Below are 21,223 nucleotides of genomic sequence, written 5' to 3'. Positions count from 1 at the left end.
CGCCGTCAAACGCGCCCGGCACAACTCCTACCGGGTCAAACGCCCCACCGACCAGAACATCCGCCATACCGGCCCGGCCACCCCCCTACTGGCCTGCCCAAACACCCAAACTTAACGGCATTGCCTCCAGGGCCGCGTTGGTCTACCGGACGTTTCCGCGCGACCGCTCCCGGGCGGTCCGACCGGCGGGCATGATCCAGCTTCGCCACGGCGCGCCGCACCCGCTCCCGGTGCGCGGGCGCCCGCACCGGGATCTCCCCGCGGCACGGACCACGCGGCTCTCACCCGGCGGGACCGGAATTTCCGAACCACGCCGTTCTTGCCGGCCGTCGACCGCCTATTCACCCGGCCCGGTCGGCCGGCAGCGTCGAATATTCTTCTTCGGCCAGCTCAACCCGATTCACACATGGCACGCGTGCCAACGCCACGGCAATAACCTGGCGCGGGTTACGCGTGGCCGGATTTTCGCCGAGATTAACGGCGCGGCAACTTCCCGCACACTTGACATAGCCGCAGGTGGGCCGCTATAAACCTGGCCTTACCGTGCGAGCGGAGCGACGCCTCGACTTGGATACATGAATGCTTGAGCAAGCGTGTGGGCACGTCTGCCATAACCGCAGGCACCGGGGCCGGGGCGGCCGCCCGGGACGCCAACCGCGGCGACATAGGTAGCGAGGCGACATGTACCACGCCTACCCGACCAGCCGCAGTTGACGGACCGAGGCGCCCATGGTGATCATTACGACTTGGTCACGGACACCCGATCCCGACTACCCACCGTCCCACCAGATCGTTGTACCGGGGAGCGCGATAACTGATGCCGGCTGACAATCGGTCTCGCTACCGGGAGTTTACTGGCGATCACGTTATTGCTCAAGCCGCGATGACGTTGGTGAGTGGACCCTCGACTATGGTGGCCGTTCGGCATCTCAGGGCATGGCGTGGACCCCGAGCGCGAGGTGGCAGCCTGGCACGGCAGCCCGACTCGTCACCGGGCAAAGCTCACATAGCGAGAGGAGATCTACCGCAACAGGCGGCGGTAGACGGATGTGATGCTGCCAGGCATCCGACATCCCAGGAGGAGACCGCATCGTGATACAGTCCAGTGAGCAGTCCGCTCTGATTGTGGGGCCCGTCTCGTGACTGTAGCAGGGCAAGTAGTCCCAGATTCCTACGTGGGCGCACGTCGGCGGCGGTCCGGGTGGTCTGCTCTCGTGGACTGGCGGAACTGGCGACTGCCGGTCAAGTTGGCGGCTGTCCTGGCGGTGCCGGTAATTGTCGCCGTCACGCTGTGCATTCTGCAGATTCAGACCCAGGTGGACCGTGCGAATTCGTACGAGGCGTCGCAACGCCTGGTGAAACTGCAGGCGAGCCTTACTCCGGTGATCTCCGCCGTCCAGCAGGAGCGCACCCTCGCGGCATCCCGGCTCTCCGACGGCAACGCCGCGATCAACACGGCGATCCAGCAGCAAGGCCGCAGCGTGGACACGGCCGAGGCCGCGATGCGGGACGCCGCGGCGAAGACCCCGAACCTCGGCGAGACCGCGACCGGCCGCTACCAGGACGCGCTGCGGCTGCTCGGCGGCCTGCCGGCGCTGCGCCAGCAGGTGCTGTCCGGCAGCACCGACGCGGTGACCGCGGTGGCCAACTACAGCACCGTCACCAAGGGACTGCTGGACTTCGGCCAGGCGCTGTCCAGCCAGCTCGGTGACCCGGCGCTGTCCGGTACCGCCTCCGCGTTGCAGGACCTGCTGATCGCCCAGGACGAGGTGCACCTGCAACACGCGATCGTGCTGGCCGGAATCCTGCGCGGCCACCTGCTCGGCACCGAACTGCGCACGCTGCAGGAGTCCGACGTCCGGCTGCAGGACAAGACGGCCGACTTCCTCGCCCTGGCCACCCCCGCGCAGCAGGGGCTCTACCAGCAGAGCGTGGCCGGCTCCGACGTGAACCTGCGCAAGCAGTTCGAGCAGCTCGCGCTGAGCAGGGCCACCGGAACGTCCGACCGGCCGACCAGCGGCCGGGGGCAGAACGCGGACACCTCGCTGCCGATCCCGGTGGAGGACTGGAACCGCAGCTCCGACACCACCTCGGCGCTGATGGCCAAGGTGAGCGGATCGCTCGCGGACGAGCTCGGGCGCACCGCGGCCAGCCTGCAGGACCAGACCAGTACCCGGGCCGGCGCGGCGTCCGTGCTGCTGATGTCCACCCTGGTGGTCGCGGCCGCGATCGGCTTCGTGATCGGTCGCTACCTGCTGCGCTCGCTCAACGTGCTGCGCCGCACCGCGCTGGAGGTGGCGGAGAACCGGCTTCCCGAGATCGTGGCCAAGGTGCACGAGGGTGACACCGAGGACATGATGCTCGAGCCCATGCCGCTGGACACCACGGAGGAGTTCGGCCAGCTGGCCAGGGCCTTCGACGCGGTGCTCAACCAGGCGGTGCGGTCCACCGTCGAGCAGGCCGGCCTGCGCAGCAACCTGCGGAACATCTTCGTCAACTTCTCCCGGCGCAGCCAGAGCCTGGTGGAGCGCCAGCTGCGGCTGATGGAGCAGTTGGAGCAGCACGAGGAGGATCCGGACCAGCTGGCCAACCTCTTCAAGCTGGACCACCTGGCCACCCGGATGCGGCGCAACAACGAGAACCTGATGGTGCTCTCCGGCAGCGAGCTGGCCCGCCGGTTCAGCAAGCCGGTGCCCATGGGAGACGTGCTGCGCGCCGCGGTGTCCGAGATCGAGCACTACGAGCGCGCGGTGGTGCAGTCCGAGGCCAACGCGGAGGTCGTCGGGTACGCCGCCGGTGACCTGGTCCGGCTGCTGGCCGAGCTGCTGGACAACGCCACCAACTTCTCCCCGCCGGACTCCCAGGTCACCCTGGGCAGCCGGGAGCAGCGCGACGGTTCGGTGCTCATCGACGTGCTCGACCAGGGCATCGGCATGAGCGAGGCCGAGCTGGAGGACGCCAACAAGCGCGTGTCCGCCGAGGGCGGTGGCGAGGTGCCGGTGTCCCGGCAGATGGGTCTGTTCGTGGTCGGCCGGCTGGCCAGCCGGCACGGCTTCAGCGTCCGGCTGTTCAGCGACGAGGATCTCGGCGGCCTGCGCGCGTTCGTGCTGGTACCGGCGGAGCTGGTGCGGACCAAGGAGCGCCGCGGTCCGGCCGACTTCGGCGGCACGCTCGGCGGCTTCACCCCGGCCGAGCTGACCACGCCGCCCGCGACGGCGGCCAACGGCTCGGGCGTCGGCCAACTGCTGGCCAACCCGAACGCGGCGGACCAGGGCACCCCGGGCGCACCGGCCGGCCCGGGAGGGCTTCCCCGGCGGTCGGCGGCGGCCGACGCGTTCGGCGGAGCCGGCCGTGCCCAGCAGGGCGCCGCGTGGGACGGCGGCCCGCCGACCCAGCCGGCCGACGCGCTGCAGGGCTTCGGCGGCCAGCCCGCCGAGCCCGCGCCGGGCTTCGGTACCGAGCCGTCCCGGCCCGGCGAGACCAGCCGGCCCGGGTTCGAGCCGCTGCGGCCCGGTGAGACCAGCCGGCCGGGCATGGACCCGGCCGGGCCGGGCACCGAGCGCCACGCGCTCGAACCGCGGCGGCCGGCCTCCGGTCCGGCGGCCGGGGCCGTCCCGCCACTGCCGCCGGCGATCTCCCCGGCCGCGGACCTGTTCACGCCCACCGGCTCGGAGCCGCCGCGCGGCGACGCCGAGGACGGCTCGCTGCGCGTGCCCGGCCAGTCCGGGCCGCCGGCCGAGCCGCCGCAGCCCACCGCGCCGCTGTTCGGCGGCAACGGGGTGAACGGGGCCAGCAGCCTGGACAGCGGCGTCAACGGAAGCGCGCAGGACTGGTTCGCGCCGACCCAGCCGGCGGACGCCGGATCCGGCTCCGGTTCGGAGGACCCGCTGCTCGGCACGCCGTCGTGGTCCTCGGGCGACGAGTCGACGTGGGCCGCGGAGACCGCGCAGCACCCGGTGATTCCGGCGGAGCCGGAGCCGGAGCCGTACTCACCCACGCCGGCCTTCTCGGACACCGTCCGCCCGGCCGAGCAGGCCGGTGTCGACGCGGCGAACGGCTTCGCGGAGTACGGCGCCCCGGGGAGCGGCTTCCAGGACTACGCCCCGCCCGCGGACGACGGTGCGTTCAGCTGGTTCGACCCCACGCCGGAGGCGAGCGGGTCCGAGCGACCGGCCGCGTCGGCGCCCCGGGAGGACGCTCCGGCCGCGGAGACCAGCCGGCCGGCGGGTAGCAGCCGGCCGGCGGAGCCCAGCCGACCGGGCATCGACCTGCCGGCCGCGCCGCCGTCACCGGCCGAGACTTCCGCCCCGCCGCCGGCCAGCCCGCCACCGGCAGTTCCGGAGCGGCCCGAACCCGCTGCGGCCAAGGCGGAGGCCGTGGATGTCACCTCCGCCGGGCTGCCGCGGCGCAAGCCCAAGGCGCACCTGTTGCCGAGCCTGGCCCAGCGGCCCTCGAACACCGCGCCGGAGAGCACGCCGTCGCACCGCAATCCGGAGCGCACCCGCGGCTTCCTCAGCAACTACCAGGCGGGCGTGCGGCAGGGTCGCCCCAGCGCCCTCCAGGAAAACGACAACCCATATGGGCAGGAGAACCCATGACCTCACCCCAGTCACGGCAGGTGCATCGCTTCGGTTGGCTGGTCAGCAACTTCACCGAGCGCGTCCCCGGCGTCGCGCACGCTGTGGTGGTCTCGGTCGACGGGTTGCTGCTCACCGCGTCGAGCAGGCTGCCGGAGGACCGTGCCGAGCAACTGGCGGCCGTGGCCGCCGGGGTAGCCAGTCTCACCCAGGGCGCGGCCCGGTGCTTCAACGCCGAGCGGGTCCTGCAGACCGTGATTGAGATGGAGCACGGCATCATGCTGCTCATGTCGATCAGGGACGGCTCGTGCCTCGCCGTCCTCGCGGCACCCAACTGCGACGTCGGGCAGGTCGCCTACGAGATGACCGTGCTCGTCGATCAGGTCGGTCAGATGCTCACGCCTGAGCTGCGGGCCCATCTGCAGGGGACCCGTCAGTCGATGGCCCGTCAGCCCGTGTGAGGTGATGATGAGTAACGGTGCTGGCTCCGAGCAGAATTCCGAGCAGACCTTCGCCGATCTTCTCCAGGGCTTCACCCTCGACAGCGGGGTGGGCCGCCGCCGGCAACGCGAGCGGTCCCAGCCCGAGCCCCAGGCGGAGCCGCCTCGCAGACGCGAGGCCGGACACCGCCAGCCCGAGCCGGTCGCCGGGGAGCGCGGGGCCCCGGCGCCCTACCCGGACGGCGGCGAGTACGGCGAGTACGGCCAGCCGAGGCGCGGGATGACTCCACCCCCGGCGGGCACCGCGGCCTACGAAACCCAGGCCAGGCACGCCTACGAGGGGGAGCCGGAGTACGAGGAGACCGAGGAGGACGCCGCCGCGATCGTCCGCGCGTATGCGTGGACCCGGGGCCGGACGAAGTCCGACTACCATCTAGAGATCGAAACCCTGGTGTCGACCAGCGAACGGGGCTACAACGCCGCCGCGCTCGCGCAGGCGGAGCACCGGGCGGTGGCTTCGCTGTGTGCGCAGCCGCGGTCGGTGGCGGAGGTGGCAGCGTTGCTGTCGTTGCCTCTGGGCGTGGCCAAGGTGTTGCTGGGCGACATGGCAGGGCTCGGTTTGATTAACGTGCACCAGAACGCCTCCACCGACGGCGACAAGCCGGACCTCGCGCTGATGGAGAGGGTGTTGAGTGGACTACGTCGGCTCTAGCACATCGGGCAGCAACACAGGCACGTCAACGCTGAACTCCGCGAAGATCGTCGTGGCCGGCGGCTTCGGGGCGGGGAAGACCACCTTCCTCGGGTCGGTGTCGCAGAACGCGCCGCTGACCATGGAGGCGTTGATGACCGAAGCCGGTAAGCACGTCAGTGACCTGGTCACCGCGTGCAGCGAGCGCACGGTCACGGTCCGCACCGACTTCGGGCGGGTCGCGCTGGACGCCGACCTGCTGCTCTACCTCTTCGTCACGCCGCGCCGGGAGCGGTCCTGGTTCCTCTGGGACGACCTGGTCCGGGGTGCCATCGGGGCGGTGGTGCTGACCGATGCGAGCCGCCCGCAGGACGCCGCCGAGGCGGTGTCCTTCTTCGAGGACCGGGGCCTGCCTTACATCATCGCGCTGAACGACTTCGGTCGCGTGATGACCTACGACGAGCGCCGGATCCGGGAAGCCATGGAAATCGGCCCGCACGTGCCGATGGTCACCTGTGACGCCCGGGATCGCCGGTTCGCCGCCAAGGCGCTGACCGCGCTGGTCGAGTACGCCATCCGCTGCCAGTTGCCGACCAGCAGGGACGGATCGGACCCTCGGCCCGGTGGTGGGCGGCATCACCGCGGGCCGGGCCGGTTCCGGGCCGACGAGGTCGCCGGCTGAGGCGCTGGCCGCGCCGAGCTCCGGGACCTGGGGCCCATCGGTCCTGGGCCGTTGGACCCGGGAACCGATGCCGTTCGGGCCTGCGCAGCGCGGCACGGATGCGCGATTCTGGACTTGCCCATTTCGGGGTTGTGGGTGATGGGTTGGGTGTCTCGGGGGACATCCTTCCCGGCGGATGACGCTTCGGACGGCGGCGACATCCGCGAGAGGCCGGGTCGGCGCGTCTGTTCGGGGTGGCGCGCCAGGACCGGACGTGGTGGGTTGGCCCGCGCGGGAGGCGCGGCCAACCCACTTTTTCGTGCCGGCCTTTCGTGTGTGGCCGGGGCGCTGGGCCGGATCAGGCGGACCGCTCGCCGGTGAACCAGCTCGCCACCTGGGTGCGCGAGGAGAACCCCAGCTTGGTGAGGATGTGCTCGACGTGTGTCTCCACGGTGCGCTGCGAGATCACCAGGCGGGCGGCGATCTCCTTGTTGGTCAGGCCCTCGGCGATCAGTTCGGCGATCTGCGTCTCCCTGCGGGTCAGGGTGTCCTGCGCCCGCTCCGCGCCGCGGGGCCGTGACCTGGTGCGTTCCTCCAGCGCGTAACACACCGCCTCGTCCAGGGTGAGCCGGGTGCCTTCGGCGAAGGCGGCGTCGAACCCGTCGTCGCCCAGGGTGCTGCGCAGTTCGGCGACCACCTTCTCGTTGAGGTCGACCAGGTGCCGGTACAGCGAGGAGCCGGTGCGCCGCCAGACCGCGTCGGCCGCGCCGAGCAACCGGGCTCCGCGTTCCGGCCGCCCCTCGGCCGCGGCGATCCAGCCGAGCACCGCGCTGCACTGGCCGATGCCGGCGCCGTCCTGGAACGCCCGCTTGAGCCGGATGCCGTCCCGCTCGTACTCCGCGGCCCGCCGCAGGTCGCCCTGTCGCCAGGCGACGATGCCCAGCACCCACATCAGCCAGGCCCGCATCCAGGACTCGCCGATGGATTTGCTGAACGTCACCGCCTCTCGGCCGAGGAGCACGGCGCGGTCCTCGTCGCCGAGCAGCAGCAGGGCGTTGGCGAGCACCATCAGCGACAGCAGGATGCCGCCGTTGTCCCGCGTGGCGCGCATGCGCGCCACCGCGTCCTCCAGCAGCGGGACCGCCGTGCGGATGTCCTGGCCGAGTAGGGTGGCGAACCCCGCGGCCAGCGTGGACCAGGCGATCAGCACCGGGTTGTCCAGGCGCAACGCCAGTTCCCGAGCCTCCCGGGTGGCCACCAGGGCCCCGCCGAGGTCGTTGTGGTACAGCGCGAGCAGGCCGGCGGTGCGCAGGCCCCTGGCGCGCACCGCGTCCGGTTCCGGGTGCCGGTCCAGCAGCAGGCGCACCCAGTGCCGGCCCTCGGCAAGCGACCCGCTGGCATGCCAGTACACGCGCAGCTCGCAGGCGATGGTCAGGCCGGTGGCCGCCTCGTCGGGGTGGGCGAGGCAGAAGTCGAGGGCCGCGCGGACATCGGCGTGCTCGGTCCGCATGCGCCGGAACCAGTCCAGCTGGTGCGGCCCGTACCATTCCGCATCCAGCCGGGCGGCCAGCCCCTGGTACCAGTCCCGGTGCCGGCGCCGCAGCTCGGTCTCGGTGCCGGAGGCGGCCAGCCGCTCCCGCCCGTACTGCCGGATCGTCTCCAGCAGCCGGTAGCGGACCGCGTCCCCGTGCTGCTCGCGCTGCACGATGGACTTGTCGACCAGGCCGACGATGAGGTCCACCGCCTCGCCGGCGAGCCCCTCGCCCCCGCACACCCGTTCCATGGTGTCCAGGTCAAAGCTGGCGGCGAACACCGACAGCCGCTCCCACAGCGTGCGTTCCTCCGGCGAGCAGAGGTCGAAGCTCCAGTCGATCATCGCGCGCAGCGTGCGCTGCCGGGGCAGTCCCGAGCGCATACCGCCGGCCAGCAGGCCCAGCGCGTCATCGATCCGCTCCAGCAACTGCTCCAGGGAGAGCGCCCGCAGCTGAACGGCGGCGAGTTCGATGGCCAGCGGCAGCCCGTCGAGGGCACGCACGATCCTGGCCGCGGTGGGCGCGTCCTCGGGACGCATGGTGAAGCTGGGCACCGCCGCCTCGGCCCGCTCGGCGAGCAGCGTCACCGCCTCGGTGGCCATCACCTCGCGGGACGGCGCGTCTGGGTCCTCGGGCATGGCCAGCGGGGGCACCGTGAACACGTGCTCGCCGTCGACCCGCAGCGGCTCCCGGCTGGTGGCGACCATCCGCACCCCGGGCGCGGCCCGCAGCAGGGTGACCGCCAGCTCGGCGCAGGCCTCCAGCAGGTGTTCGCAGTTGTCCAGGACGACCAGCAGGGACTTGTCGGCGATGTGCGCCCGGAGCACGTCCGGCAGCGGGCGGCCGGACTCGTCGCGCACGCCCAGCGCATCCGCCACCGCCACGGGCAGCAGTTCCGGGTCGGCCAGCGGCGCCAGGTCGACCAGCCACACGCCGTCCGGGAACGCGCGGCGCAACTGCCCGGCCACGGTCAGGCCCAGCCGGGTCTTCCCGACCCCGCCCGGACCGGCCAGGGTGAGCAGGCGGGTCTGGGTCAGCAGCCGGCGAGCTTCGGACACCTCGTTGCGCCGCCCGACGAAGCTGGTTACTTCGGCGGGAAGGTTGCCGGAAGGCCGCCCCATCGCGGATGCCACCACAAGCCATCAAGCTACGCCGTTCGGGCGGCGCGTACCGGCCCGGGTGCGCGGTCACGCGGCGCAACGAGTCGGCAGCCGGAGGGTCGAACGGCGGCAGGGTGGGAGGGCCGCGCGCTGGCGCTCACCTCCCTCCCGCCGCGGCCCGCGATCATCACCGGGTCAGCCCAACGCCCAGCAACAGCGCCGCGCTGGCCAGGTGGAGCAGGTTGTCCGGCTGGTTCACCGCGAGGATGTTCAGGTGGCTGCCGGCCACGAAGAACCCGGCGACGCCCACCACCAGGTAGACCGCGCCGACCAGGGTGTTCACCACCCGGGAGGCACGGGCAGCACCCAGCGCCGCGCCGGCCAGCAGGCCGCCGACCAGCACGTGCACCACGTTGTGCAGCGGGTTCAGCTCGAAGATGATGAGCTGCGGGCCGGAGGTGGCGGCCAGGTCGGCGCCCCGGGTGATCGCGAACCCGACCGCGCCGACCAGCACGTAGACGGCGCCGAACACGCCGCCGACCAGCCGGTTCGGCGAGTGGACGAGGGGGTGGGCGGTGGCGGCCATGGTTGCTCCTTCGTTCGCGGCCCCGTGGTCACGGCATGTGCCCGACCCGTCGATCATGGAAGCCTTGCGACCGCTCCGGGGCGGGCTCGCCGCTCGACGGGTGTTCGGCGCGGCGGAGCCGCCGGATTGGGCGGCCCGGTGATCCGGCGGGAGACACGCCGTGTCGGGCAATCCGGGCGGGTGCCCGGCCGCGAATCGCTTTCCGGGCGACCCGGTGGTACGGGCCGCACGAGCCGTGGGAGGGCCGCGGATGGACGAGCACGCGGGGCCGGCGCGCCGGCGCCCGTTACCGGCCGCCGAAGCCGCCGCGAGGACGCCGGACGAGCTGCTGGTCGAGGTGGCCCGAGGCAGCGAGGCCGCGTTCGAGCGGCTCTACGACATGGTGGCCGGCCCGGTCTACGGGACGGTGCTGCGCGTGCTGCGCGATCCGGCCCAGTCCGAGGAGGTCGCTCAGGAGGTCCTGGTGGAGCTGTGGCGCACCGCGACCCGGTACAGCCCGGCCCGGGGCGGCGCGCTCGCCTGGGTGCTGACCCTGGCGCACCACAGGGCGGTGGACCGGGTGCGTTCCGCGCAGTCCTCGGCCGACCGGGAAAGCCGGGCCGGCGCGCTGGCCGAGGGGCGGCCGTTCGACGAGGTCGCCGAGTCGGTAGCCGGCCGCCTGGAGCGGGAGCGGGTGCGGCGCTGCCTGCGCACGCTGACCGAGTTGCAGCGGGAGTCCCTGGTGCTGGCTTACTACCGCGGCTACACCTACCGGGAGGTGGCCCAGCTGCTGGGCGCTCCGCTGGGCACGGTGAAGACCCGGCTGCGGGACGGGCTGATCCGGCTGCGGGACTGCCTGGGAGTGACCAGATGAGCGGCGCCATGTCGGCCGGTGGCGCCCGCGGACTCGCGGAGCGGCAGTGACACCGGATGCGCACACGCTGACCGGCGCCTACGCCCTGGACGCCCTGGACGAGCCCGAGCGCCGGCTGTTCGAGCAGCATCTCGCCGCCTGCCCGGCGTGCGCTCAGGAGGTCGACGAGTTGCGGGCCACGGCCGCCCGGCTGGGCGCGGCGGTGGCCACCCGGCCACCCGAGGCGCTGCGTGACCGGGTACTCGCCACGGTCACCCGGACCAGGCAGGATCCGCCGCTCCGGCCGGCCCACCAGCCACACCCGGCCGGGCCAGCGCCCCGGCGCTGGCCGCTGCGGCTGGCGGTGGCCGGGGCGGCGCTGCTCCTCGGCCTGTCCGGCGCGCTCGGCGCGCTGGCCTGGCGCACCCAGCGCCAGCTCGACACCGCGCAGCAGCAGCTTTCCCGGGCACTGGGCTGCACCGAGCGGATAGCCGCGGTGCTCGGCGCGCCCGACGCGCGGGCGGTGTCCGGTGCCGGCGCCGCGGGCGGCACCGCGACCGTGGTGGTCTCCCGATCCCGCGGCGAGGCCCTGCTGCTGGCCTCCGGCCTGCCGCCCACCCCGAACGGCCGCGCCTACCAGGCCTGGCTGATCGGCCCGTCCGGGCCGCGCTCGGCCGGCCTGGTGCCTGGACCGGCGACCGGCTGCGACGGGGAGCTCGGATTCACACCAGCCGGGGACGCGCAGCGGATCGGAGTGACCGTCGAGCCGGCGGGTGGCTCGACGCGGCCGACCACGACACCGGTGGTGCTGCTGTCCCTGCCGGCCTGATCGGCGGGGTTCAGCCGCGGCCGATGAACGGCATGGCGGTGGCCGTGATGGTCAGGAACTGCACGTTGGCGTCCAGCGGCAGGCTGGCCATGTACCGCACGGCGGTGGCCACATGTGCCGGGTCGAACGTCGGCTCGGGCACGATGCGGCCGTCCGCCTGCCGGGCGCCGCGGGCGATGGCCGCGGTCATCTCGGTGGCCGCGTTGCCGATGTCGATCTGCCCGCAGGCGATGTTGTGCGCCCGGCCGTCCAGGGAGATCGACTTGGTCAGCCCGGTGATGGCGTGCTTGGTCGCGGTGTACGCGACGCTGCCCGGCCGCGGGCTGTGCGCCGAGACGGAGCCGTTGTTGATGATCCGCCCGCCCGGCGGGTCCTTTTCCTTCATCAGCCCCACGGCGTGGTGCGCGCAGAGGAACGCGCCGGTGAGGTTGGTGTCCACGGCGCGCTGCCAGTCGGCGAGGGACACCTCGTCCACCGCACCGGGCGCTCCGAACGTGCCGGCGTTGTTCACCAGCAGGTCCAGCCGGCCGAACGTGCGCCGCACCGCGTCGAACAGCGCGGCCACCGAGTCCGGGTCGGTGACGTCGGTGGGTACCACGAGCGCCCCTTCGGCGTCCCCGGCGGTCTCCCGGAGGGCGTCGGCCCGCCGGCCGGCCAGCGCCACCCGGTAGCCGTCGCCGAGCAGCGCACGGGCGATGTGCCGGCCGAGGCCTGAGCCGGCGCCGGTGACCACCGCGACCTCACCCGAAGTCATCACGCACCTCCAACGGTCAGTGATTGTGTCCGTGCACCTCGGCACCCCGGCGGCCGACCAGGAAGTCGAAGTCCACACCCCGGTCGGCCTGCAGCACGTGCTCCACGTACAGCCGCTGGTACCCGCCGGTGGCCCGGGCCGGCGGCGGCGTCCACTCCGCCAGGCGCCGGGCCAGTTCCTCGTCGGGGACGTCCAGGTGCAGCCGCCGGGCCGGCACGTCCAGCTCGATCATGTCGCCGTCGCGGACCAGGGCGAGTGGCCCGCCTGCGGCGGCCTCCGGCGCGGTGTGCAGCACCACCGTGCCGTACGCGGTGCCGCTCATCCGGGCGTCGGAGATGCGCACCATGTCGCGGACGCCGCGGCGCAGCACCTTGCGGGGCAGCGCCAGGTTGCCCACCTCCGGCATACCGGGAAAGCCCCTCGGCCCGGCGCCGCGCAGCACCAGCACGCAGTTCTCGTCCACGTCCAGGTCGTCGTCGTCGATCCGGGCCCGGAGGTCGTCCACGCCCTCGAAGACGACCGCCCGGCCGCGATGCTTGAGCAGGTCCGGGCTGGCGGCGGAGGGCTTGATCACCGCGCCGTCCGGGGCCAGGTTGCCGCGCAGCACGGCGATGCCGGCACTCTCCGTGACCGGGTTGTCCCGGTCCCGGATCACCTCGGTGTTCCACGCCGGGGCGTCGGCGTTGTTCTCGTCGAGGGTGCGGCCGGTCACCGTGAGCGCGTCGGTGTGCAGCAGGTCGCCCAGCGCGCGGATGACCGCGGGGAGGCCGCCGGCGTCGAAGAAGTCCTCCATCAGGAACCGGCCGGACGGCATCAGGTCGACCAGCAGCGGGATGTTGCGGACCAGCAGGTCGAAGTCGTCCAGTTCGAGCGGCACCTCGACCCGGCCGGCCAGCGCCAGCAGGTGCACCACCGCGTTGGTGGAGCCGCCGATCGCGGCGTTGACCCGGATCGCGTTCTCGAACGCGGGCCTGGTGAGGATCTTCGAGATGCGCAGGTCCTCGTGCACCAACTCGACCGCGCGGACCCCGGCGTCCCTGGCCAGCACCCGCCGCCGCGCATCAACGGCCGGGATCGCCGCGTTGTTCGGCAGGCCGAGACCGAGCGCCTCCACCATGCTGGCCATGGTGGAGGCGGTGCCCATGGTGTTGCAGTGGCCCGGGGAGCGGGACATGGCGGACTCGGCGGCGCGGAAGTCGCATTCGGACATCTGCCCGGCGCGCACGTCCTCGCCCATCGCCCAGACGCTCGTGCCGGAACCAAGCGGCTGGCCACGGAACCGGCCGGTCAACATCGGACCTCCGGATACCACGATGGTGGGCAGGTCACAGCTTGCCGCGCCCATCAGCAGCGCCGGGGTGGTCTTGTCGCAGCCGCAAAGCAGCACCACGCCGTCCATCGGGTTGGCCCGGATGGACTCCTCGACGTCCATGCTGACCAGGTTGCGGAACAGCATCGAGGTGGGCCGGAGCAGCGTCTCACCCAGCGACATCACCGGGAACTCCACGGGAAAGCCGCCCGCCTCCAGCACGCCGCGCTTCACCTGCTCGGCGAGTTCCCTGAAGTGGCCGTTGCACGGGGTGAGCTCGGAGAACGTGTTGCAGATGCCGATGACGGGCCGGCCGTCGAACATCCGGTCCGGGGTGCCCTGGTTCTTCATCCAGGAGCGGTGCACGAACGCGTTGACGTCCGAGCCGGAGAACCACTCGTGCGAACGCAGCGCCTTCCGCCCGTCGCCGCCTGCCGTGGACATCCCATCGCCTCCTCGACGCTCGGTCCGCCAACCACCGGGTGATCGCGCACCGGCGCCACCCGCGCCCGCGACCATAATCCTCCGATGTCTGCTTCTGGAGCACCGTCCCCGGTGGCACGTGTGCGGCGACGCGCCGGGCGACTGCGTTCTTCGTCACCCCGGCGCGAACGCCGCGGGCGCGTTTTCCTGTCAGTCCCCCTGGTTACTGTGATCGGCATGGACGAAACGGCCATCGACCAGTTGCGGCGCGTGGTCGAGGACACGCTGCTCCAGCTCCTGCGGCTGGACCCGGACGCGCCGATACCCGAGCCGCGCCGGTGGGCGGAGCCGCTGCACGACACCGCCGCCCCGCACGCCGACCGGTCCGACTTCGTCGGCGCGGCCGCCGCCGCCGCGCTCGAGGCCAGCGCGCACCTGACCGCCGACGAACTCGTCGACGCGCGGATCGCGCTGATCAACGCGCGCCGGCATCTCACACCCACCCCGGCGCGGCACGTCACCGCCTGCTGACCCGCCCGTTCCGGGAGAGGTCTCGCCAGCGGGGTGCCGCCAGCGGCGCGTCGCCGGGCCCGGCGGTCCGCGGGCCCCGGCAGGCACCGCGGTGCGCGTGGCCGGACGAGAAAGGGGCCCCACACGGTGGTGGCGTGCGGAGGCTCCCCAGGGCCCGCGTCGTGCGCGATTCAGACCGCCCGCTGCCGGCGAGTGCACGCTCGGCGTCGAGGGTGGCCGCCGCGGCCTGCACCACGGCGGCCACGCGCCGGGCGTCGTGCACGGGCTCCCGTGGCCGGCCTGGCGGAGTGCCTTCCCGATCGACCTCCATTTCCGAGTGCGCCACTCTGGTCCTGAGACCTTCCTGGGAAGCGGCGTCCGGTTTTCGTCCGCGCCTCCCAACGCGGATCCGAAGCGCACCATTTCTGATCAGCTTTGCCGCCGCAGACCTGTGGGTAGCGCCACGGCGCCCGGGCTCGAACACGGAAATGCTGGAGAGATCGACGCCGCTGACGGATACGACAAGGCATCGCGAGTCGGACGTGTTCATCCATCGAATTGCTGCAGCGGCTGGTCGACTACTACGTCACCCAGCTGCACGCCTCGGCGGCCGGCCTCATGCTCAGCGACCAGCGCGGCACCCTCCGCCTCGCCGTCGCATCCGACGAACGCATCGAGACGCTCGAACTGCTGCACTTGCAACTCGGCCAGAGACCCTGTATGGAATGTTTCCGCGAGGGACGGACGGTCTTCGGCAACGACCTCGGCGGCCACCGCGACCGGTGGCCACAGTTCGTCCCCGCCGTGCTCGATGCCGGTTTCCAGGCGGTGCACGCGCGGCCCCCACCGGTTGGACGGGCGCACGTTCGGTGGGATGAACCTCTTCTAAGCCGACGGCGGCACCCTGACCGAGCAGGAGACCCGGCTCGGGCAGGCCCTGACCACCGTGGGAATCCTGCAGCATCACCCCACGCGGCGCAGCACCACACTGAGCCAGCATCTCGAGGTGGCCCTCAACGCCCGTGCCACCATCGCCCAAGCCCGCGGACTTCTCGCCGAAACCCGCGACCTGTCCAGCGCCGACGCCTTCCAACGGCTCCGCGGCTACGCCCAGGCCCACGGCCTGCCGCTCGGCAAGCTGGCGCGCGACCTAGTCCAGCGCACCCCCGACGCCCGCACCGTCCTCGCCGGTGCCCCTCCCCGCTGAGCCCGGACACGGCTGGGAAAGCCGCCCTCCGGCGCAATCGCCCTACCCGCGCCGCGGTCCCGGCAGTTCGTGCCGGGACCGCGGTGCGGGGTGACTGTTTCGGCCGCGCCGAGACCGACTCGTACCTCAGGAGGGGTTGGCGTTGCCCGCCACGCCGACGGCGTTGCGATCCACCGTCACCGGGGCGGTCACCTTGGGGTTGACCTGGTTCCCCGACGCCACCCCGTGATTCCCGCTGGTGGTGTTGCGGTCGCCGAGGCCCCTGGTGGTCGGAAGGCACCGTGCCGGCGTGCGCGGTCGACGAGAGCGCCACGGTGCACAGGAACCCGGCCGGCGACGAAGGCGGCCCGCACCAGGTGCAGCGCCACCGTCCACAGCCAGGGCGGGCAGTTCCCGCCGCACGGGTCCACGACAAACTCCCGGTCCGGCATCACGCTGGGTGTGCTACCCACCCGGCCGCGGAGTCAAAACCCTTGATCGCCTCGACTTGATCAGGCGCGCGGTCGCCCGGCGCCGCGGGACGGGTGCCCGGCGAGCACACTCCAGCGCCCACCAGCCTTGAAGTCCTGACCACGAGAGGTGGGCCACCGGGGGCTCGAACCCCGAACCCGCGGATTAAAAGTCCGCTGCTCTGCCAGTTGAGCTAGTGGCCCGGAGACAGAGTACCGACCCGGGTCAGCACGTCGCAGTGGTCTTGATTTCTCTACCCGGCCACCGGCGGCGCCGCGACGTACCATGCGGTGCGGGTCGACGCTGAGCCACGGTGGAGCGGCCGGTGAGGCAGATCACGGCCCGGAGCAAGCGGGAATCCTGGCAACGCTGTCACGGTTCCGCGCGTCCTCATGGAGCGGAGGACCACCGCAGGCGGAGGAGGTTCGGTGCCTCGAGTCGACCCGGGTCCGGTGCTTCCCGACGACGTCGCGCAGCACGCCGTGGCCAGAGGCATCCTCGAGTCGCCGATGATCTGGCGCGCCCTGCTGCTGGCCGCGCTGGTGACCGCGTACTTTTTCTTCCGGCCGAGGCGGAGGGTCCCTACCCGGATCACGCCGCCGCACTCGCTGACCACCCGGGTGGTGGTGGTCGCGGCGCTGCTCGGACTGTCCGCCGTCACCTGGTTGAACAGCTACGTCGGCTACGTCCGCACGCCGCACGACCTCGGGCTGCTGCTGCAGCGCGGCACCGGTTGGGCGGCCGGGTTCGGGTCCAGCCTGGCCGCCATCAGCGCGGCCGACGACCAGTACATGTCCAACGCGCGGCAGGCACTCAACAACGCCCAGGGCGGTACCCGGCCGGCCGACCGTCCGCAGGGTGATCCGTACGCCGCTCGGATGGACCGGACCACGATCCCGGACCCGGCGCACGGCGTGCCGGTCACGGCCGCGCAGACCAACGTCATGCTGCCGCCCGGCTACGACGATCCGGCCAACCGGAACCGGCGCTACCCGGTCGTGTACCTGATCCACGGCTACCCGGGCGGCAGCGCGGACGACTGGTTCACCGCGGGCGACGCGGTGAACACCATGCACCAACTGCTCGAGCGGCAGCTCGTCCAGCCGATGATCATCGTGGCGCCGACCGTCTCCGCGGGCGTGCCCACCACGGACTGGGAGTGCCTGAACGTCCCGGGCGGCCCGCAGTTGGAGAGCTACCTGACCGAGACGGTGGTGCCGCGGATCGACGCCCGGTACCGCACCATCGCCGACCGCCGGCACCGGGCGATCGCCGGGATGTCCGGCGGCGGGTTCTGCGCGCTCAACGTGGGGCTGCACCACGTCGACGAGTACGCCACGATGCTGGTCACCCTGCCGTACGACGACCCGGGCAGCGCGGTGTCGTTGCTGCAGGGCAACCCGGCGCTGATCGACGCGAACACGCCGCGGCGGTACATCCCCACCATGCCGTTCCCCTACCCGGTCGCGGTGATGCTCGACGCCGGCGACCACGCGCAGACCGACATGACGACGTCGCGCCGGATCGCCGCGGCACTCACCGCCCGGGGCCAGAAGGTGTCCATGCGGTTCGAGCCGGGGTTGGTGCACACCTGGCGCACCGCCCGCGCGGCCCTGCCCTTCCTGCTCGCCTTCGCCAACGAGCAGTTCACCTCCTAGCCGCGGCCGCCACCGGCGTTTCGCTCCGGGGCCGGTGCCGGCGAGCGGGCACGAAACCGCCTGCGCAGCGGCACGGCGAACCAGAGCACCAGAAAGGCCAACCCGGTCACCCCGCCCACCACGACACCGGCCCGCAGGCCGAACACCAGGTCGCCGATGAGCATCACGGTGGCGGTCATCGCGGCGGCGAGGCAGACCAGCCCGCTCAGCGCGAACCCGTTCGCCGCTCGGATGATCTCCGGCCGGCGGCCGGCGCGGAACAGCAGGCGGTGCCACGCCGCCGGCGCGGTGAGCAGCAGGGTGGCGGCGGCCGCGAAGACCACGGCGGCGAAGTGCACGCCCCGCTCGAACCCGGTGGCCCGCGCGTACCGCTCGCTGAAGATCACGCTGAGCAGGAAGCCGAACAGGATCTGCACCCCGGCCTGGCCGACCCGCAGCTCCTGCAGCAGCTCGGCGAGGTTGCGGGCCAGCCGCTGCCGTTCCGGCTCGCCCAGATCCCGCGGCGCGGTGCCGCCCTCGGACCCGCTCACCTCGCCACCCTCTTCCCCGCCGGGTCGCGCACCTGACGGTCCCGGCGCGGGCCGTGGTCACCAGCGTGCCGTGAGACGGCCGTCGAACCACGGGCCTTCCTCGTCCCCTCGCACGCCATCGGTGGACCTCCTCCCGCGCCGTCGGACTCCGCCAGGGACTACCCGGTATGGCTACCCAGCCGCTACCGCGCGCAGGCTCGACCCGCCCACCGCGACCGCACGCTCACCAACCGTCACCGCGAGGAGGCCGGCCGGAGCTTCCGGGTGGATCACGGACAATGGACGGGTGCATCCCGAGCGCCCCAGTCTCCGGATCGGCCCCTACGCGGTCGACCCGCCGGTGGTGCTCGCCCCGATGGCCGGCATCACCAACGTCGCGTTCCGGCGGCTGTGCCGCGAGTACGGCGCCGGCCTGTACGTCTGCGAGATGATCACGAGCAGGGCACTGGTCGAGCGGGACCCGGCGACCATGCGGATGATCACCTTCGACCCGGGCGAGTACCCGCGCTCCATGCAGCTCTACGGCGTGGACCCGGCGACCATGGGCGAGGCGGTGCGGATGATCGCCGCCGAGGGCCTGGCCGATCACGTCGACACCAACTTCGGCTGCCCGGTACCGAAGGTCACCCGCAGGGGCGGCGGTGCCGCGCTGCCGTACAAGCGGCGCCTGTTCGCGCAGATCGTCCGGGCCATGGTGCGGGCCGCCGAGCCGGCCGGCATCCCGGTCACGGTCAAGTTCCGCATCGGCATCGACGGGGACCACACCACCTACCTGGACGCCGGGCGGATCGCCGAGGCGGAGGGCGCCGCGGCGGTGGCGCTGCATGCCAGGACCGCGGCGCAGCGGTACTCCGGCGAGGCCGACTGGTCGGCCATCGCGCGGCTCAGGGAGGCGGTGACCGGCATCCCGGTGCTGGGCAACGGGGACATCTTCGCCGCGGCGGACGCGCTGAAGATGGTCGAGCAGACCGGCTGCGACGGGGTCGTGGTCGGCCGCGGTTGCCTGGGCCGGCCGTGGCTGTTCCGCGACCTGCAGGCGGCCTTCGCCGGCCAGCCGGCGCCGGAGCCGCCGCTGCTGGGCGAGGTGAGCCGGGTGCTCCGCCGGCATGCCGAGCTGCTCAGCGAGCACCTCGGCGAGCACAGGGGCGTCCGCGACCTGCGCAAGCACATGGCCTGGTACCTGCGCGGCTTTCCGGTCGGCTCGGAGCTGCGGCAGCGTTTCGGGCTGGTGGCCTCCCTGGCCGAGCTGGACGATCTGCTCGCCAGGCTGGACCCGGACGTGCCGTTCCCTGCGGACGCCGAGGGGCCGAGGGGCCGGCAGGGCTCGCCGGGCCGGGTGGTGCTGCCGGAGGGCTGGCTGGCCGACCCGGAGGACGCCACCGTGCCGGCCGGCGCCGAGCTCATGCACTCGGGCGGCTGAGTTGGCACCCCCCAGGGGGCGGCGCGCGGCCGCCGGCTGGCTCGCCGCCGTCGCGGTCGCCGGGTCCTGCGGCGCCGGCTGCACCAGCGCCGTGGCCGGCTCACCGAGCCCGGTCCGGGTGAGCGATGCCGACCGGCGCCTGGTCCAGCGCTACTTCGACGAGCTGGACGCGGCCGCGGACCGGGGCGTGCAGGCCGAGCAGGACGTGCTGCGCCGCACCCAGCACCCGGACTTCACCGGCCGGCTGTGCGGTCTGGACGGGATGACGGTGACGTTCCAGCCAGCCATGTCGTCGCTGCGGCCGGATCCCGCATGGCTGCCCTCGGGCAGTACCGAGCACCCCCGCGGGCTGGTGTTGCGCATCGCGGTCACTGTCACGGTGCGTCGCGATCAGGGGGACGTCGGACAGCAGATCGGGTTGGTCCACGTAGTGCTGCTGGATGGCACGGCGTACGGCTTCTCGCCCTGCCCGGCCACCTAGATCCACGCTTGTGAATCCAGTCACATTCATTGCGGGAAGCGGGTTGTCACCCCTCAACCGGCGGGCGCCGAATGCCGATCACAGAGGCAGGCGGCGGTGCGTGGGCTCACAGAGAGTCACCGGTTCGGAGCAGCAGGAGGTCAACCGGTTGAGCGAAATCCCGCACCGGCGCGTCCCGTCACCTCAAGAGCCGAGTCTTACCAGACGACACCCCGGAGGTAGGGAGGTGAGTGCGGTGACCGTACTGCGACCTGACGTCACCGAGCCGGATTCGGCTCGGGGCGGTGCCGCGGCGTGGCGGGCGCCGGACGGCCCGCACGGCGCCGACGACGCGCCCGCCCGGCCGGCCCCGGCGGAGACCTCGGGCCTGGTCCAGCTACACGAGTCGATCGCCACCCTGCTCGCCTCCCGTGGCCAGTGGCGGCAGGCGTACCAGCACCTGCGCTCCGCGCTCGACCTCGTCTACGCCGACCACGACGAGCAGCCGCAGATTCCCGAGCAACTGCGCCGCGAGGTGGCCCGGCTGCGCCGGGAGCACGCCGAGGCGCGCGAGCAGAGCATGCGGGACAGCCTCACCGCCAGCTACAACCGCCGCTACCTGGACCAGCGGCTGGTGTCTCTGGTGGCGCAGCAGTGCGGGTCGCCGGACGGGCTCGCGGTGGCCCTGGTCGACCTCGACTGGTTCAAGCAGGTCAACGACACCTACGGGCACCTGGTCGGCGACCGGGTGCTGCAGCGCGTGGTCGAGTTGCTCCAGGACGGCCTGCCGGAGGGCGCGTTCTGCGCCCGCTACGGCGGTGAGGAGTTCGTGCTGGTGCTGCCGGGGATCGACGCGCCGGCGGCGGTCGCCGTGTCCGAGGCCGCCCGCGCCCGCGTCGAGCACTACCCCTGGGGGCAGATCGTGCCGGGCCTGCGGGTCACGGTGAGCGTCGGGCTCGCGCACGAGCCGGGCACCTCGGACGCCTCCGGGCCGCCGGTCGGCGCGGAGCAGCAACTGCTCCGCGCCGACGACCTGCTGTACGCCGCCAAGCAGTCCGGGCGGAACGCGGTCGCGTACCGGGAGGGCGGCCGGGTCCGGCTCGCGGGCGCGGCCGCAGGTCGCCGGGCGATCAGCGGGCAGCGTGCGGCCAGCTACTAGGAGGCGTCAGCCGCGTCAGCGCTCGCCCATTCGGCCTAAGAACGTCCACGTAACCGGGTACGGCCCGTAAAACCACATTCCCTGCCTGTCGTCAG

The 21,223-nt window shown here is 72.6% G+C and carries 18 protein-coding genes and 1 tRNA gene; 12 read left to right on the top strand and 7 right to left on the bottom strand.

Annotation, left to right across the window (positions count from 1 at the left end):
• The first annotated feature begins 1,382 nt into the window (after positions 1 to 1,382).
• The 4 genes from FFT21_RS18890 to FFT21_RS18875 are packed head-to-tail and all read left to right on the top strand — an operon-like array spanning position 1,383 to position 6,390.
• On the top strand, positions 1,383 to 4,598 hold the full coding sequence (locus FFT21_RS18890; protein ID WP_192909630.1) for a nitrate- and nitrite sensing domain-containing protein: 3,216 nt from the start codon (positions 1,383 to 1,385) through the stop codon (positions 4,596 to 4,598).
• On the top strand, positions 4,595 to 5,038 hold the full coding sequence (locus tag FFT21_RS18885; protein WP_137815218.1) for a roadblock/LC7 domain-containing protein: 444 nt from the start codon (positions 4,595 to 4,597) through the stop codon (positions 5,036 to 5,038). The genes FFT21_RS18890 and FFT21_RS18885 overlap by 4 nt, the downstream gene beginning before the upstream one ends.
• 7 nt (positions 5,039 to 5,045) lie before the next feature.
• Entirely contained in the window at positions 5,046 to 5,729 is a 684-nt protein-coding gene (locus tag FFT21_RS18880; protein ID WP_137815217.1) for a DUF742 domain-containing protein, read from the top strand.
• 31 nt (positions 5,730 to 5,760) lie between these two features.
• Positions 5,761 to 6,390 carry a GTP-binding protein gene (locus FFT21_RS18875; protein ID WP_137815237.1) on the top strand — a complete coding sequence of 210 codons (630 nt, stop codon included), beginning with the start codon at positions 5,761 to 5,763 and terminating at the stop codon, positions 6,388 to 6,390.
• Positions 6,391 to 6,727: 337 nt separating this feature from the next.
• Here FFT21_RS18875 and FFT21_RS18870 read toward each other — a convergent pair whose 3' ends face one another.
• Both FFT21_RS18870 and FFT21_RS18865 read right to left on the bottom strand, forming a co-directional pair.
• Positions 6,728 to 9,022 carry an ATP-binding protein gene (locus FFT21_RS18870; protein WP_137815216.1) on the bottom strand — a complete coding sequence of 765 codons (2,295 nt, stop codon included), beginning with the start codon at positions 9,020 to 9,022 and terminating at the stop codon, positions 6,728 to 6,730.
• Positions 9,023 to 9,188: 166 nt separating this feature from the next.
• On the bottom strand, positions 9,189 to 9,587 hold the full coding sequence (locus FFT21_RS18865; RefSeq protein WP_137815215.1) for a DUF4383 domain-containing protein: 399 nt from the start codon (positions 9,585 to 9,587) through the stop codon (positions 9,189 to 9,191).
• A gap of 250 nt (positions 9,588 to 9,837) precedes the next feature.
• On the opposite strand from FFT21_RS18865, the gene sigK reads away from it, so the two are divergent.
• Positions 9,838 to 10,440, top strand: coding sequence for an ECF RNA polymerase sigma factor SigK (gene sigK / locus FFT21_RS18860; protein WP_137815214.1), 603 nt, complete (start codon positions 9,838 to 9,840; stop codon positions 10,438 to 10,440).
• A gap of 46 nt (positions 10,441 to 10,486) precedes the next feature.
• Positions 10,487 to 11,248: an anti-sigma factor gene (locus FFT21_RS18855; protein ID WP_137815213.1), complete on the top strand. Its 762-nt coding sequence runs from the start codon at positions 10,487 to 10,489 to the stop codon at positions 11,246 to 11,248.
• A gap of 10 nt (positions 11,249 to 11,258) precedes the next feature.
• Here the strand turns inward: FFT21_RS18855 and FFT21_RS18850 are convergent, their stop codons facing one another.
• Positions 11,259 to 12,002, bottom strand: coding sequence for an SDR family oxidoreductase (locus FFT21_RS18850; protein ID WP_137815212.1), 744 nt, complete (start codon positions 12,000 to 12,002; stop codon positions 11,259 to 11,261).
• Positions 12,003 to 12,018: 16 nt separating this feature from the next.
• On the bottom strand, positions 12,019 to 13,755 hold the full coding sequence (locus FFT21_RS18845) for an IlvD/Edd family dehydratase (RefSeq protein ID WP_137815211.1): 1,737 nt from the start codon (positions 13,753 to 13,755) through the stop codon (positions 12,019 to 12,021).
• Between the two features lie 216 nt (positions 13,756 to 13,971).
• Here FFT21_RS18845 and FFT21_RS18840 point away from each other — a divergent pair, with 216 nt between their 5' ends.
• Positions 13,972 to 14,265 carry a hypothetical protein gene (locus tag FFT21_RS18840; protein ID WP_137815210.1) on the top strand — a complete coding sequence of 98 codons (294 nt, stop codon included), beginning with the start codon at positions 13,972 to 13,974 and terminating at the stop codon, positions 14,263 to 14,265.
• A gap of 525 nt (positions 14,266 to 14,790) precedes the next feature.
• Here FFT21_RS18840 and FFT21_RS18830 read toward each other — a convergent pair.
• The gene (locus FFT21_RS18830) at positions 14,791 to 15,078 is read right to left on the bottom strand and encodes a hypothetical protein (protein ID WP_137815209.1); all 288 of its coding nucleotides are present in this window, start codon (positions 15,076 to 15,078) and stop codon (positions 14,791 to 14,793) included.
• A 172-nt stretch (positions 15,079 to 15,250) separates the two neighbouring features.
• Between FFT21_RS18830 and FFT21_RS18825 the strand changes: the two genes are divergently transcribed.
• Complete coding sequence (locus tag FFT21_RS18825; protein ID WP_192909629.1) at positions 15,251 to 15,451, top strand: ANTAR domain-containing protein; 201 nt, start codon at positions 15,251 to 15,253, stop codon at positions 15,449 to 15,451.
• Positions 15,452 to 16,031: 580 nt separating this feature from the next.
• On the opposite strand, the gene FFT21_RS18820 is transcribed toward FFT21_RS18825, so the two are convergent.
• Positions 16,032 to 16,104, bottom strand: a tRNA-Lys gene (locus FFT21_RS18820).
• 225 nt (positions 16,105 to 16,329) lie between these two features.
• Here FFT21_RS18820 and FFT21_RS18815 point away from each other — a divergent pair.
• Positions 16,330 to 17,559, top strand: a complete 1,230-nt coding sequence (locus tag FFT21_RS18815; RefSeq protein ID WP_225978546.1) for an alpha/beta hydrolase — start codon at positions 16,330 to 16,332, stop codon at positions 17,557 to 17,559.
• On the opposite strand, the gene FFT21_RS18810 is transcribed toward FFT21_RS18815, so the two are convergent.
• Positions 17,556 to 18,089, bottom strand: a complete 534-nt coding sequence (locus tag FFT21_RS18810; RefSeq protein WP_225978545.1) for a DUF6328 family protein — start codon at positions 18,087 to 18,089, stop codon at positions 17,556 to 17,558. The genes FFT21_RS18815 and FFT21_RS18810 overlap by 4 nt on opposite strands.
• Before the next feature lie 286 nt (positions 18,090 to 18,375).
• Between FFT21_RS18810 and dusB the strand changes: the two genes are divergently transcribed.
• From dusB to FFT21_RS18795, 3 genes are all read left to right on the top strand, one after another.
• Complete coding sequence (gene dusB, locus FFT21_RS18805; RefSeq protein WP_225978544.1) at positions 18,376 to 19,509, top strand: tRNA dihydrouridine synthase DusB; 1,134 nt, start codon at positions 18,376 to 18,378, stop codon at positions 19,507 to 19,509.
• A 1-nt stretch (position 19,510) separates the two neighbouring features.
• Positions 19,511 to 19,990, top strand: a complete 480-nt coding sequence (locus FFT21_RS18800; protein ID WP_192909628.1) for a hypothetical protein — start codon at positions 19,511 to 19,513, stop codon at positions 19,988 to 19,990.
• A gap of 235 nt (positions 19,991 to 20,225) precedes the next feature.
• Complete coding sequence (locus tag FFT21_RS18795) at positions 20,226 to 21,128, top strand: GGDEF domain-containing protein (protein ID WP_371856824.1); 903 nt, start codon at positions 20,226 to 20,228, stop codon at positions 21,126 to 21,128.
• Positions 21,129 to 21,223 lie beyond the last annotated feature (95 nt).

Origin of the sequence: Gandjariella thermophila (assembly GCF_005405885.1) — a bacterium.
GTDB classification, from domain to species: Bacteria; Actinomycetota; Actinomycetes; order Mycobacteriales; family Pseudonocardiaceae; genus Gandjariella; species Gandjariella thermophila.
Note: the sequence above shows the minus strand (reverse complement) of the source record. Positions and strands in the feature narration are given on the sequence as shown.

Excerpts from the sequence above, each read along its gene's own strand:
- FFT21_RS18885 (WP_137815218.1), top strand. The coding sequence starts at position 4,595 with ATGACCTCACCCCAGTCACGGCAGGTGCATCGCTTCGGTTGGCTGGTC.
- FFT21_RS18840 (WP_137815210.1), top strand. The coding sequence starts at position 13,972 with ATGGACGAAACGGCCATCGACCAGTTGCGGCGCGTGGTCGAGGACACG.
- FFT21_RS18870 (WP_137815216.1), bottom strand. The coding sequence starts at position 9,022 with ATGGGGCGGCCTTCCGGCAACCTTCCCGCCGAAGTAACCAGCTTCGTC.
- FFT21_RS18845 (WP_137815211.1), bottom strand. The coding sequence starts at position 13,755 with ATGTCCACGGCAGGCGGCGACGGGCGGAAGGCGCTGCGTTCGCACGAG.
- sigK (WP_137815214.1), top strand. The coding sequence starts at position 9,838 with ATGGACGAGCACGCGGGGCCGGCGCGCCGGCGCCCGTTACCGGCCGCC.
- FFT21_RS18850 (WP_137815212.1), bottom strand. The coding sequence starts at position 12,002 with ATGACTTCGGGTGAGGTCGCGGTGGTCACCGGCGCCGGCTCAGGCCTC.
- FFT21_RS18880 (WP_137815217.1), top strand. The coding sequence starts at position 5,046 with ATGAGTAACGGTGCTGGCTCCGAGCAGAATTCCGAGCAGACCTTCGCC.
- FFT21_RS18865 (WP_137815215.1), bottom strand. The coding sequence starts at position 9,587 with ATGGCCGCCACCGCCCACCCCCTCGTCCACTCGCCGAACCGGCTGGTC.